General features: G+C 68.2%; 12 protein-coding genes and 1 pseudogene. 10 read left to right on the top strand and 3 right to left on the bottom strand.

Annotated elements, in window-relative coordinates:
• Positions 1-68: 68 nt before the first annotated feature.
• The 8 genes and pseudogenes from hslO to BLW27_RS01560 all read left to right on the top strand — a co-directional run bounded on the left by hslO (position 69) and on the right by BLW27_RS01560 (position 9,193).
• On the top strand, positions 69-1,055 hold the full coding sequence (hslO, locus tag BLW27_RS01595; protein ID WP_089878175.1) for an Hsp33 family molecular chaperone HslO: 987 nt from the start codon (positions 69-71) through the stop codon (positions 1,053-1,055).
• Positions 1,042-1,644, top strand: a complete 603-nt coding sequence (locus tag BLW27_RS01590; protein WP_089878172.1) for a CoA pyrophosphatase — start codon at positions 1,042-1,044, stop codon at positions 1,642-1,644. The genes hslO and BLW27_RS01590 overlap by 14 nt, the downstream gene beginning before the upstream one ends.
• Entirely contained in the window at positions 1,641-2,789 is a 1,149-nt protein-coding gene (locus tag BLW27_RS01585; protein WP_089878168.1) for a CCA tRNA nucleotidyltransferase, read from the top strand. Before BLW27_RS01590 ends, BLW27_RS01585 begins: the two co-directional genes overlap by 4 nt.
• A 53-nt stretch (positions 2,790-2,842) precedes the next feature.
• Positions 2,843-4,686 (top strand): annotated as a pseudogene (locus tag BLW27_RS01580) (ABC transporter ATP-binding protein).
• A complete protein-coding gene (locus tag BLW27_RS01575; RefSeq protein WP_089878165.1) occupies positions 4,683-6,539 on the top strand; it encodes an ABC transporter ATP-binding protein in 1,857 nt (618 codons plus the stop codon). Before BLW27_RS01580 ends, BLW27_RS01575 begins: the two are co-directional and overlap by 4 nt.
• Positions 6,540-6,605: 66 nt before the next feature.
• Positions 6,606-7,826, top strand: coding sequence for a class I SAM-dependent RNA methyltransferase (locus BLW27_RS01570; RefSeq protein WP_089878162.1), 1,221 nt, complete (start codon positions 6,606-6,608; stop codon positions 7,824-7,826).
• Between the two features lie 3 nt (positions 7,827-7,829).
• Positions 7,830-8,615, top strand: coding sequence for an ion transporter (locus tag BLW27_RS01565; RefSeq protein WP_089878159.1), 786 nt, complete (start codon positions 7,830-7,832; stop codon positions 8,613-8,615).
• Between the two features lie 80 nt (positions 8,616-8,695).
• Entirely contained in the window at positions 8,696-9,193 is a 498-nt protein-coding gene (locus tag BLW27_RS01560) for a L,D-transpeptidase family protein (protein WP_089878156.1), read from the top strand.
• Positions 9,194-9,233: 40 nt separating this feature from the next.
• Here BLW27_RS01560 and dalA read toward each other — a convergent pair whose 3' ends face one another.
• Positions 9,234-9,779: a divisome-associated lipoprotein DalA gene (dalA, locus tag BLW27_RS01555; protein ID WP_425429269.1), complete on the bottom strand. Its 546-nt coding sequence runs from the start codon at positions 9,777-9,779 to the stop codon at positions 9,234-9,236.
• A gap of 168 nt (positions 9,780-9,947) precedes the next feature.
• Between dalA and BLW27_RS01550 the strand changes: the two genes are divergently transcribed.
• Both BLW27_RS01550 and BLW27_RS01545 read left to right on the top strand, forming a co-directional pair.
• Complete coding sequence (locus BLW27_RS01550) at positions 9,948-10,538, top strand: L,D-transpeptidase (protein ID WP_089878153.1); 591 nt, start codon at positions 9,948-9,950, stop codon at positions 10,536-10,538.
• Positions 10,539-10,685: 147 nt separating this feature from the next.
• On the top strand, positions 10,686-10,880 hold the full coding sequence (locus tag BLW27_RS01545) for a ferrochelatase (protein WP_089878715.1): 195 nt from the start codon (positions 10,686-10,688) through the stop codon (positions 10,878-10,880).
• 75 nt (positions 10,881-10,955) lie between these two features.
• Here the strand turns inward: BLW27_RS01545 and hemH are convergent, their stop codons facing one another.
• Positions 10,956-12,020, bottom strand: a complete 1,065-nt coding sequence (hemH, locus tag BLW27_RS01540) for a ferrochelatase (RefSeq protein ID WP_089878150.1) — start codon at positions 12,018-12,020, stop codon at positions 10,956-10,958.
• Positions 12,021-12,076: 56 nt separating this feature from the next.
• Positions 12,077-12,898 (bottom strand): methyltransferase domain-containing protein, encoded by an 822-nt coding sequence (locus tag BLW27_RS01535; RefSeq protein WP_089878146.1) that lies wholly within the window; start codon positions 12,896-12,898, stop codon positions 12,077-12,079.
• Between the last annotated feature and the right edge of the window lie 2 nt (positions 12,899-12,900).

Here is a 12,900-nt window from a genome sequence, read left to right as displayed (position 1 = left end):
CGTTGCGTCGCGCCGCGTCATGCCTATATGGCACACCTATGCCTGCGACCGGCCCACAAGGAAACCCCATGAGCATCGGCACAAAAATCGCCTGGGACGATACCGTCCTGCCCTTCCAGCTTGACCGGCCCGACATGCGGGGCCGCATCGCGCGGCTCGACGGCGTGCTGTCCGGCGTGCTGCGGCAGCACGACTACCCCCCCGCGGTCGAGGCGCTGGTGGCCGAGATGGCCCTGCTGACCGCGCTGATCGGCCAGACGATCAAGCTGCGCTGGAAACTGTCGCTGCAGGTCCAGACCGATGGCCCGGTGCGCATGATTGCCACCGACTATTACGGACCGTCCGAGGAAGGCGAGCCTGCGCGCATCCGCGCCTATGCCAGCTTCGACCGCGACCGCGTCACCGACGCGCGCGGGTTCGACCAGCTGGGCAAGGGCTATTTCGCCATCCTGATCGACCAGGGCCAGGGGATGACGCCCTACCAGGGCATCACGCCCATCGCCGGCACCTCGCTCTCGGATTGCGCCGCCAGCTACTTCGCACAGTCCGAACAGCTGCCGACAATCTTCGCGCTGTCCTACGGCCGCTCGACCGAGCCGGGCGTCAAGGAACACTGGCGCGCGGGCGGCATCATGCTCCAGCACATGCCCAAGGCGTCGCCCTTCGCGCAGGGCGGCGGCTCGGGCGACGAAGGGCTGCTCGAGGCGCACGACCTGGTGGACGGCGACGACAAGGAGAACTGGAACCGCGTCACGATGCACCTGAACACCGTCGAGGAGATGGAGCTGATCGGCCCGCAGGTGGCGCCGACCGACCTTCTGGTGCGCCTGTTCCACGAAGAGACGCCGCGCGTCTTCGACAGCCAGCCGGTCCAGTTCGGCTGCACCTGCTCCGAGGACCGCGTGCGCCAGAGCCTGTCGATCTACTCGGCCAAGGACATCGAGAAGATGACCACCGAGGAAGGGCGCGTGACCGCCGACTGCCAGTTCTGCGGCGCGCACTACGATCTGGACCCCGCGACGCTGGGGTTCGAGGCCGGCGATGGGCAAGGCTGAGCAGATAGCCGCATTGCGGGCGGTGGCCGGGGCGGACGACCCGGCCTCTTCCGATTTCGACCTGAATCCCGACGCGGTGCTGCCACCGGGCCGCACCCTGCGCCCGGCGGGCGTTCTGGTCGCCTTCGTCGAACGCGGCGACGGACTGGCGCTGGTGCTGACGAAACGCTCGTCCCGGCTGAAGCACCACCCGGGCCAGATCGCCTTTCCCGGCGGCAAGCAGGACGAGATCGACGCCGACGCGATCGACGCCGCCCTGCGCGAGGCGCACGAAGAGGTCGGGCTCGTGCCCGAGACGGTCGAGGTGCTTGGCACGATGCCCACGCACGAGACGGTCACCGGTTTCCTGATGACGCCGGTGCTGGGCCTGATCCGTGGCCCGTTCAATCCCGTGCCCGAACCCGGCGAGGTGGACGAAATCTTCACCGTCCCGTTCGAGCACGTGACCGACCCGGCGCGCTACTGGCAGCAGGCCCGGCGTTGGCGCGGAACGCGGCGGCATTACTACACGGCACCCTTCGGACCCTACTACATCTGGGGCGCCACCGCGCGCATCCTTCGGGGGCTGGCCGACCGGGTGAACCCGTGACCCGCGTCAGCGGCGACTGGCTGGACGCGCCCGCCACGCAGGCGGTGATGGCGATGCTCGACGGGGCAGGGCACGCCGCCTACGCGGTGGGCGGCTGCGTGCGCAACGCGCTGCTGGGCGCGCCGGTCGCCGACGTGGACATCTCGACCGATGCGCACCCCGAGCGGGTGATCGCGCTGGCCAGGGCCGCCGGGTTGAAGCCGGTGCCCACCGGCGTCGAACACGGCACCGTCACCGTGGTGGCCGAGGGACTGGGATTCGAGGTCACCACCTTCCGCGCGGACGTCGAGACCGACGGCCGACACGCGGTGGTGCGCTTCTCGGACACGGTCGAGGAGGATGCCGCGCGGCGCGATTTCACCATGAACGCGCTTTACGCCGACCGGCACGGGCGGCTGATCGACCCGTTGGGCGGTCTCGCCGACCTGCAGGCCCGCCGCGTCCGCTTCATCGGCCAGCCCTCGGACCGCATCGCCGAGGATTACCTGCGCATCCTGCGCTTCTTCCGCTTTGCCGCGTGGTATGGCGACCCCGACCAGGGCTTTGACGCCGATGCGCTGGACGGGATCGCGCGCAATCTCGACGGGCTGGAAAAGCTGTCGCGCGAACGCGTCGGTGCCGAATTGCGCAAGCTGATGGCCGCGCCCGACCCGGGGCCCGCCGTCGCCGTCATGGTGCAGGTGGGCGTGCTGCGCGCGGTTCTGCCCGGCGCCGATCCCGGCGCGCTGGGTCCGCTCATCGCGCTCGAACCCGCGCTGAACCTGCCGCCGGATGCCCTGCGTCGGCTGGCCGCGCTGGGCTGCGACGGCTCAGAGGACCTGCGCCACTCGAAGGCCGACGCGCGGCGACTGGCCCTGCTGCACGACGCCACCGGCGCGCCCGCCGGCCTGGCCGAGTTGGCCTGGCGCCACGGCGCCGACACCGCGCGCGACGTCGCCGTGCTGCGCGCGGCCATGCTGGACCAGCCGCTGCCGACCGATGCGACAGAAAGGATCGACCGCGGCGCCAGTGCAAGATTTCCCGTCACGGCGCGTGACCTGATGCCCACCTACGAAGGTCCCGCGCTGGGCCAAAGGCTTCGCGAACTGGAAGCGCGCTGGATCGCCTCGGATTTCACGCTGACGCGGAACGACCTTCTGCGTTAACCGGTTGGGAAGCGCGTGACGCCGGGCTAGCTTGCCCGCGAAAGGAGAGTCCGGTGTTCCGGAGATTCGAGTCCCTCGTCGACCCCTATGCGGACTACCCGCAGACCGACCGCCCGCCGCGTCGGCTCTGGCCGTTCATGCTCGACTACGCGCGGCCGTTCAAACGCGTTTTCATCGTCGCCGGCATCCTCAGCGTCACCGTCGCAGCGGTCGAACTTGGGCTGATCTGGGCGATGGGCTGGGTGGTCGACATCCTGTCGGGCGACCCCGCGCAGGTCTGGGCCGACCACGGCACCGCCTTGATCGCGCTGGGCGTCTTCGTCCTGCTGATCCGCCCGGCCTTCCAGGCACTCGACGTGCTGGTGCTCAACAACGCGATCATGCCCAATTTCGGCACGCTGATCCGCTGGCGGGCGCATCGTCACGTGCTGCGGCAGTCGGTGGGCTGGTTCGAGAACGACTTCGCCGGCCGCATCGCCAATCGCATCATCAGACGCCCCCCGCCGCCGGAGAGGCGGTGTTCCAGGTCTTCGACGCGATCACCTATTCGCTGGCCTACGTGCTGGGCGCGCTGATCGTGCTGAACGGCGCCGACCCGCGGCTGATGGCGCCGCTGATCCTGTGGCTGATCGGCTATGCCGTCCTGATGTCGTGGGTGATCAAGCGCGTCGGCCCCGCGTCCAAGGCCGCGTCGGATGCCCGCTCCGAGGTCACCGGCCGCGTGGTCGACGCCTATACCAACATCCACTCGGTCAAGATGTTCGCGCATCACGACAGGGAACTGGACTACGCGAAGGAGGCGATCGAGAAGACCCGTCGCACCTTCGGGACCGAGATGCGGATCTACACGATCATGGACGTGGCGCTGACCCTGCTGAACGGGCTGCTGATCGTCGGCGTCGTCGGCTGGGCGATCGCGCTGTGGATGCAGGGCGCAGCGACGACCGGCGCCGTTGCGGCGGCGTCCGCCTTGACGCTTCGGCTGAACAGCATGACCGGCTGGATCATGTGGGCGCTGACCACCTTCTTCCGCCAACTCGGCGTGGTGGCCGAGGGGATGGAGACCATCGCCCAACCCGTCACGCTGGTCGATGCGCCCGGCGCGCAGCCGCTGAAGCTGGACAAGGGAGAGATCCGGCTGGAGGGCGTGTCGCACCATTACGGGCGCGGCGCCGGCGGGTTGGATCGCGTCGACCTGACCATAAAGCCGGGCGAGAAGGTCGGCCTTGTCGGCCGGTCCGGCGCGGGCAAGTCCACGCTGGTCAAGCTGCTACTGCGCTTCTACGACGCCGAGCGCGGCGTGATCGAGATCGACGGGCAGGACATCTCGAAGGTGACGCAGGACAGCCTGCGCCGCGCCATCGGCATGGTCCAGCAGGACAGCGCGCTGCTGCACCGCTCGGTCCGCGACAACCTGCTCTATGGCCGCCCCGACGCCTCCGAGGCGCAGATGATCGAGGCCGCGAAACGCGCGCAGGCGCACGACTTCATCCTCGACCTCGTCGACCCGAAGGGCAACCGCGGCTACGATGCGCAGGTGGGCGAGCGCGGCATCAAGCTGTCGGGCGGGCAGCGCCAGCGCGTGACGCTGGCCCGCGCGATGCTCAAGGACGCGCCGATCCTGCTTCTGGACGAGGCCACCAGCGCGCTGGACTCCGAGGTCGAGGCGGTGATCCAGGACACGCTGTATGGCATGATGGAGGGCAAGACCGTCATCGCCATCGCGCACCGGCTGTCGACCATCGCCGCGATGGACCGGATCATCGTGCTGGACGAGGGCCGCATCGTCGAGGATGGCACCCACGACGCGCTTTTGGCGCAGGGCGGGCTATATGCCCGGTTCTGGGCCCGCCAATCCGGCGGGTTCCTCGACCCCGACACGCAGGCTGCCGAATGAGACCCGAAACCTGGATCGACCCGTTTTCCCACGCCGACGGTGCGCCGCCGCGCACGCTGGCGCGGTTCCTGCGCTGGGCGATGCGCGGGGCCGAAAAGCCGCTGGCGCTGGCCGGCGGCGTGTCCATCGTCGCCGGCGTGGTCGAGGTGCTGGCCGCGCTGATGCTGGGCGTGGTGGTCGACGCCGCGCTGGCTTCGGAGGCGGGCAACGTGTTCTCGGACCAGGCGGGCATCCTGATCCTGGCGCTGCTGTTCTTCCTGATCGTGCGGCCCGTAACCATGGGCGCCAACGCGGCGATGCAGTCTATCGCCATCGCGCCCAACGTCTTCAACCTCGTCCTGTCGCGCCTGCACCGCTACACGCTGGGCCAGTCCGTGACCTTTTTCGACGACGACTTCGCCGGCCGCATCGCCCAGAAGGAGATGCAGACCGCCCGCGCCCTGACCGACGCCGTGGTCGAGGTGGTGCAGACGGTGCTGTTCGCGCTCGCCTCGGTCGTGGGTGCGATCTTCATGCTGGGCACGGTCGACTGGCGCATCGCCGGGGGGCTGGTGCTGTGGATGGCCGTCTACCTGTGGATGATCCGCTACTTCATGCCCCGTGTCCGCAAGCGGTCGAAGGCGCGGGCGGCGGCGCGGGCGAACGTGTCGGGGCAGGTGGTCGACACGGTCACCAACATCAAGACCGTCAAGCTGTTCGCCCATGCCGAGCATGAGGACCGCGCCGCTTTGGGCGCGATGGGCGGTCTGCGCGACCGAACGATCGAGTTCGGGTATCTCTCGGCCCTGTTCCGCTTCTGCCTGATGGGGCTGGCGGGCATCCTGCCGATCCTGCTGGTCGGCGGCGCGCTTTGGTACTGGTCGCAGGGGCTGGTCAGCGCGGGCGACATCGCCGCCACCGGCGCCGTCAGCCTGCGGCTGGCGCAGATGACCGGCTGGGTCAGTTTCACGCTGATGGCGCTTTACGCCAACGTGGGCGAGGTCGAGGACGGCATGCGCACCCTCACCCCGCCGCACGGGTTGATCGACGCCGAGGACGCCACCGACCTTGCCGTCGAGGCCGGAGAGATCGCGTTCCGCGACGTGACCTTCGGCTACGGGCGCGAAGAAGGCGGCGGCGTGCGCGACATCGCCCTGACCATCGCACCGGGCGAGAAGCTGGGCATCGTGGGCGCCTCGGGCGCGGGCAAGTCGACGCTCGTGTCGCTGCTGCTGCGCATGTACGACACCGAACAGGGCGCGATCGAGATCGACGGGCAGGACGTCAGCCGCGTCACGCAGGAAAGCCTGCGCCACCGCATCGGGATGGTCACGCAGGAAACCGCGATGTTCAACCGCTCGGCGATGGATAACATCCGCTACGGCCGCCCGAACGCCACCGACGAAGAGGTCTATGACGCCGCCCGCCGGGCCGAGGCGCACGAGTTCATCCAGGACATGCAGGACCACATGGGCCGCAAGGGCTATGACGCCTACCTGGGCGAGCGTGGCGTGAAGCTGTCGGGAGGTCAGCGCCAGCGCATCGCCCTTGCGCGCGCCATCCTGAAGGACGCACCGATCCTCGTCTTGGACGAGGCGACGAGCGCGCTGGATTCCGAGGTCGAGGCCAGCATCCAGGACGCGCTGGAACGCGTGATGGAGGGCAAGACCGTGCTGGCCATCGCGCACCGCCTGTCGACCCTGTCCAGCATGGACCGGATCGTGGTGCTGGACGACGGCCGCATCGTCGAGACCGGCACGCACGACGACCTTCTGGCCCGAGGCGGGCTGTACGCCCGCTACTGGGAACGCCAGTCCGGCGGCTTCATCGGCTCGGATGACGAGGATGACGATTCCGTGCGCGCGGCCGAGTGATCGCGCCGCTTGATCGGTGCGCCCGCGCAAGGTAGGCGACGGGCGGATCAACGCGGCGGGGAAGCCTTGGACAGGATCGTGATAGAGCGGCTGGGCCACCAGGGCGACGGCATCGCCTCCGGCGTGGACGGCGGCCCCGTCTACGCCCCCGGCACATTGCCCGGAGAGGTGGTCGAGGGCGAGATCGCCGCCGGCCACATGGCCGCCCCCCGCATCGTCACACCGGTGCCCGAACGCGTCTCGCCGCCCTGCCGCCATGCGAAGCGCTGCGGCGGCTGCCAGCTGCAGCACGCGGCGCTGGACTTCACGGCCGAGTGGAAGCGCGACGTGGTGATCCGCGCGCTGGCCGCGCAGGGGATCGAGGCGGACGTGCGCTTGACGGAAACCTCCCCGCCGCACTCGCGCCGCCGCGCGACCTTCTCGGCCCGCCGCACGAAGAAGGGTGCCACTGCCGGCTTCCACCAGAAGGGCAGCGACGTCATCGTCGAGAATCCCGACTGCCTGGTCGTGCGGCCGGCGCTGTCCGCCGCGCTGCCCGTGGTCGAGGCGCTGACCGCCGCCGGTGCCAGCCGCAAGTCCGAGATCTCGGTGCTGGTCACCGACAGCGACGGCGGGCTGGATGTCGCGGTGCGCGGGGGTGCGCGCCCCGGCCCGGTGGCCTTCGCCGAACTTGCCCAGGCCCACGACCTGGCCCGCCTGTCCTGGGACGGCGAGACGCTGACCCGCCGCCCGCCGACGCAGACCTTCGGCCGTGCGCAGGTCGCCCCGCCCCCGGGCGCCTTCCTGCAGGCCACCGCCGAGGGCGAGGCCGCGCTGCTGGACGCCGTGCGCCACGCAGTTGGCGATGCCGCCCGCGTGGCCGACCTGTTCGCCGGCTGCGGCACCTTCACCCTGCCGCTGGCCGAGACCGCCGAGGTCGCCGCCTACGAATCCGATGCCGAAATGCTGGCCGCGCTCGACCGCGGATGGCGCCACGCGACGGGCCTGCGCAAGGTCACGACGCAGGCGCGCGACCTGTTCCGCAACCCGCTGCTGCCCGATGAACTCGCCCGCTTCGACGCTGTCGTGATCGATCCGCCCCGCGCGGGGGCCGAGGCGCAGATAAACCAGATCGCCCGCGCCCGCGTGCCGCGCATAGCACACGTGTCGTGCAACCCCGTGACCTTCGCCCGCGACACCGCCGCGTTGATCGCCGCCGGTTACGCGCTTGGGCCGGTGCGGGTGATCGACCAGTTCCGCTGGTCGACGCACGTGGAACTGGCCGCAACCCTCACTCTGGAGCGCTGACGCATGGGATTTCGCAAAAGACTGGGGGAAGTCCTCCAGCGCGCGGTGGTGCGTAACGGAATCATCGCAGTGATCCTGATCAACGCCGTCGCGCTCGGCCTCGAGACGTCGGAGAATGCGATGGCCGCCGCCGGTCCGCTGATCATCGCGGTGGACCGGATCTGCCTGGCGATCTTCACGATCGAGATCGCGCTCAAGCTGGTGGCCTATGGCTGGCGCTTCTTCCGCGACGGCTGGAACGTCTTCGACTTCGTCATCGTGGGGATCGCGCTGCTGCCGGCAGCGCAGGGTCTGTCGGTGCTGCGCGCGCTGCGCATCCTGCGGGTGCTGCGCGTGATCTCGGTCGCACCCCGCCTGCGCCGCGTGGTCGAGGGCTTCGTGACCGCGCTGCCGGGCATGGGCAGCGTGTTCCTGCTGATGGCGCTGATCTTCTACATCGGCGCGGTCATGGCGACCAAGCTGTTCGGCGACACCTTCCCGCAATGGTTCGGCGATCTCGGTCGGTCGGCCTATTCGCTGTTCCAGATCATGACGCTGGAATCGTGGTCGATGGGTATCGTCCGCCCGGTGATGGAGATCTATCCCTACGCCTGGGCCTTCTTCGTGCCGTTCATCATGGTGACGACCTTCGCCGTGGTGAACCTGCTGGTCGGCCTGATCGTGAACTCGATGCAGGACGCCCACCAGAAGGAGGAGGGCGAGGCCACCGACGCCTACCGCGACGAGGTGCTGCGCCGGCTCGAGACGATCGAGAAGCGGCTTTCGGACGCACCTCCCCCGAATTCGTGAGCTATGCCGGCGCAGCCTTTTACGCTATGGTTACCGAAAACAGGCAAGACCAAAAAACCGGCAAACGAGCGGACCGAAAAATGAGAACGATGGGACTGATGCTGCTGCTGGCGGCCGCGATGGCGCTGTCGGCATGCAGTTCGAAATTCAAGACGTATCACGGCCCCGAGGTCACGCAGGTGCTCGTCGACAAGAGCGACCGGCGCATGTACCTGCTGCACCACAACAAGGTGCTGAAATCCTACGACGTGGGTCTGGGCTTCGCCCCCGACGGCCACAAGCAGTTCGAAGGCGACGGCCGCACCCCCGAGGGCGAGTACACGATCGACCGGCGCAACCCGAACTCGAAGTACTACTTGTCGATCGGCATCGACTATCCCCGGACCGAGGACGTGACCCGCGCCGCATCACTGGGCCTGTCTCCCGGCGGCGACATCTTCATTCACGGGATGCCCAACGACGGACGCAGGCCGGGTGCGCGCGACTGGACCGCCGGCTGCATCGCGGTCACCGACCGCGACATGCGCGACATCTACGCGATGGTGCGCGACGGCACGCCGATCCGGATCATGCCCTGACCGGTGCGGCCCGCCGTCTCACCGGCGGGCCTTGGCGCCTTCACATGCCCGGAACCGGCGACAGGCCGGGCGCGCCCAGTTCCATGACCCACCACAGCTTGCCGCTGTTTTCCTGATGCCAGGCAAAGCCCATGTCACGCGCGGACGGGTCGAGGATCACCTCGCGCACGTTCTCTTGCTCCATCCACGCGGCCAGCGTCTCGAGCTCGCTTTCGTAGGTTTCCGAAATCGCCTCGCCCACCAGGCGCCCGGAATAGCCGACGCGCCGCGCCCGGTCGACCGGCGAGGAGCCGTCCGAGCCGAAGTGCCACGGCCGGTTCTGCACCGCCATGTCGCGCGCATGCGTCGCCGCCGCGGCGTTCAGCTGCGCGTTCAGTTCCAGCGGCGGTGCGCCGGCCGAGGCCCGCAACGCGTTGACAGAATCGAGCATCCGGTATTGCACGGTCGCCTCGTTCCCGGGCCGGTAGGCCCGCGGCAGCGGTTCTCCGTCCGGCCCGAGCTCCGGCGGCAGGGTCGTCATGGGTGCGGTGCAGGCTGCAAGTGCAAAGCCGGCAGAGAGAAAAAGAAGGGAACGGCGCGTCGTCATGGGCATTATCTTTCCGACTACAATGCAGATCGCTGCACCTTATCCCGCGCCGCGCAGGGCTTCAAACCAACTTAAGCCCGATTCGGCCAACGCACGCGGGTTTGATTTGCGGCTGCAGCGTAGGCGCCATATCTGATGTCAACGGTTTGCGGCAAAGGAATCGAAACGATGATGAAGAAGAATGGGCTTGGCCTTAATCGGCGCAGTTTCATGGCGGGCAGCGCGGCTCTGGTGGCGACGCCCGCCTTCGCGCAGACGCAAGGCTCGACCGAGATGGAAAACGACGTGTCCGAGATCGTGCGCCGCAACGTCTCGTCGTTTCGCACGCTCGACTGGCAGCCGTATTTCAGCAACCTCGACCAGGGCGCGATCCTGGTCGACATCGATTCCCGCGCGCTGCATTTCTGGGAAGAAAGCGGCCGTTACCACCTGTATCCGTCGTCGGTGCCCCTGACCGAGGATCTGACCCGCCGCGGCCGCACGCGGGTCACGTTCAAGGACCCTGCCCCCGACTGGCGCCCGACGCCGTCGATGAAACAGCGCAATCCCGACTGGCCGGACTACGTGCCGCCGGGCCCCGACAACCCGCTGGGCACCCGCGCGCTGCACCTGAGCTGGCAGTATTACCGCATCCACGGCACGCACGACACGCGCAAGATCGGGCGCCGGTCGTCCAACGGCTGCATCGGACTCTACAACGAGCATATCGAAGAGCTGTACCAGATGGCCGAAGTGGGCACGCAGGTGTTGCTTATTTGACGAAGGCCGGTCCGGCATCACGGGCCGCAGGCGTGGCGGAATTGCAAGAGCCGGTTTCTGCTGCATAACCTCAGTCACGACTTGATCTTGATGCTTGGCGCACGTGCATGACCCGCACGGGCAACGGGCAAACGACTGGAGGATATGATGAAGAATCTCGCACTCGCCGCGCTGCTGTCCGCCGCTGCCGCCACTTCTGCCTTCGCCGGAGGCAAGAACGAAGTGGTCATGGAAATGGAGCCCGTCGTCGTCGTCGAAGAGACGCAACAGACCTCCTCGGCCGCCGGCGTGGTCATCCCGCTGCTGTTCATTGCGATCCTGGCAGCTGCCTCGCACTCGTAAGAGCAGCGACAGACACGAAAAAGGCGGTGCCGCGGCACCGCCTTTTTTGTTGCACTCGTGCGATCCTCGGCCGCGTTAGTCGACCCAGCCGCGCAGGTTCTCTTCGATCACCGCGCTCAGCGCCTTGATGTGGGCGTCGTCGTCGTTGAGGCACGGGATGTAGGTGAAACGCTCGCCGCCCGCCTCTTCGAAGCTTTCCTTGATCTCCTCGTTGATCTCTTCCAGCGTTTCGATGCAGTCGGCGCTGAAGGCGGGCGCGCAGACGGCGATGTCCTTCTTGCCATCGTCACGCGCCAGCCGCGCGACCTCCTCGACCGTGTAGGGCTTCAGCCATTCCTCGGGACCGAAGCGGCTCTGGAAGGTGGTGGTGATCTCGGTGTCGCTCCAGCCCAGACGCTCCTTCAGCAGGCGCGTCGTCTTCTGGCAGTGACAATGATACGGATCGCCCTCCAGCAGGTAGCGCTTGGGCACGCCGTGGTACGAGCACACGAGGATGTCGGGGCGCTTGTCGAGCTTGGAATAGGCCCGCTCGATCGACTGGGCCAGCGCCTCGATATAAAGCGGATGCTGGAAATACGGATCGACCGTGCGGACCGTCGGCTGCCACTTCTCCTCCATCAGCGCGCGGAAGAACGCGTCGTTCGCGGTGGCCGAGGTCGCGCCCGCGTAATGCGGATACAGCGGGAAGAACAGGATCTGCCGGCAGCCGGCCTCGACCATCGCGTGGACCTTGGATTTCGTCGACGGGTTTCCGTAGCGCATGCAGAAATCGACCATCACCCGGTCGCCGTACTGCGCCTGCATCTGCGCCGCGATCTTGGCGGTCTGGTCCTTGGTGATCGTCATCAGCGGGCTTTCGCCCTTGTCCTCGTTCCAGATCGACTTGTAGGCCGCGCCGCTGGAAAACGGCCGCTTGGTCAGGATGACCAGCTGCAGAAGCGGCTGCCATTTCCACGGGCTGTAGTCGATCACGCGGCGGTCCGAGAGGAACTCGTTCAGGTAGCGCCGCATCGACCAGTAATCGTAGTTGTCCGGAGTCCCGAGATTCGCCAGCAGGATGCCGATCTTGGGCCCCGGGATCTTCGGATGGTCGGCGGGGGCGTGGGCGGGGCGCGTCGCCTGCCCGGTTGCGTCCAGCATGTTCGTCTTCCCGGCTTGTCGTGTTTCGCGCATACCTATCGCCCCGGCGGTACAGGTCAATCGTCCAGCTTTGTCTCCTGCGTGTTCAGCGCATCCGCCAAGCGCGCGGCGGCCGAGCCGGGGCGCAGCGGTTGCGGCTGCGACGCGTCGGGCGCCCAGCCGGTCAGCGTGATGATCTCGAAGGTTGCGCGCACGCGCCCCTGCGGCGTGGAAAAGCCCTCGGCGTACAATTCCGCCGCGCGCAGCAGCACCGCGCGGCGGGTGGGCCTGCGCAGCCGGGTGTTCAGCGCGTTGGTCTCACCCATCGCGCGCAGGTCGCGCATCAGGTTCAGCGCGCCGGCGTATTCCACGTCCAGCGTCCAGGAATCCGCCACCGGCAGCGCCAGCCCGGTGCGTTGCAGCAGCGCGCCGAGATCGCGGATCTCGGCCATGGGCGCGACCCGGGGGCTCAGCCCGCCGGTCACCTCGACCTCGGCCTGGCCAAGGGCGGCGCGCAATTCCGTAAGAGTGCGACCCCCCGGCGTGAAGGCCAGCATCAGCCCGTCGGGCCGCAGCGCGCGGCGGCACTGGATCAGCTGGCCCACCGGGTCGTCGGCCCAGTGCAGCGCCATCGCGTGGATCACCAGGTCGTGCGCGCCCTCGGTCAGGTCCAGCACGGGCGCGTCGGGCACGACCCGTGCGCCGGGCGCGAATCCTTCCCAGACCTGCGGAAAGGGCGTGACGATCGCCGCATCCGTAAAGGACCTGTTTACCATGCTCAGGCGATCCTGAGCCACGTCGCGGGCGGCCTCGTGCAGGAACAGCGCGGGATCGCGCGCGGCGCGGTCGCGGTGGCGCTGCAATGCGGCGCGGTCGGTCAGGCGGGGCATATCGGACATGA

This window comes from Citreimonas salinaria (genome assembly GCF_900107235.1).
In the GTDB taxonomy this organism is placed as follows: Bacteria; Pseudomonadota; Alphaproteobacteria; order Rhodobacterales; family Rhodobacteraceae; genus Citreimonas; species Citreimonas salinaria.
The sequence above is the reverse complement of the archived record's forward strand: the minus strand, read 5'-3'. Positions and strand labels throughout refer to the sequence as shown.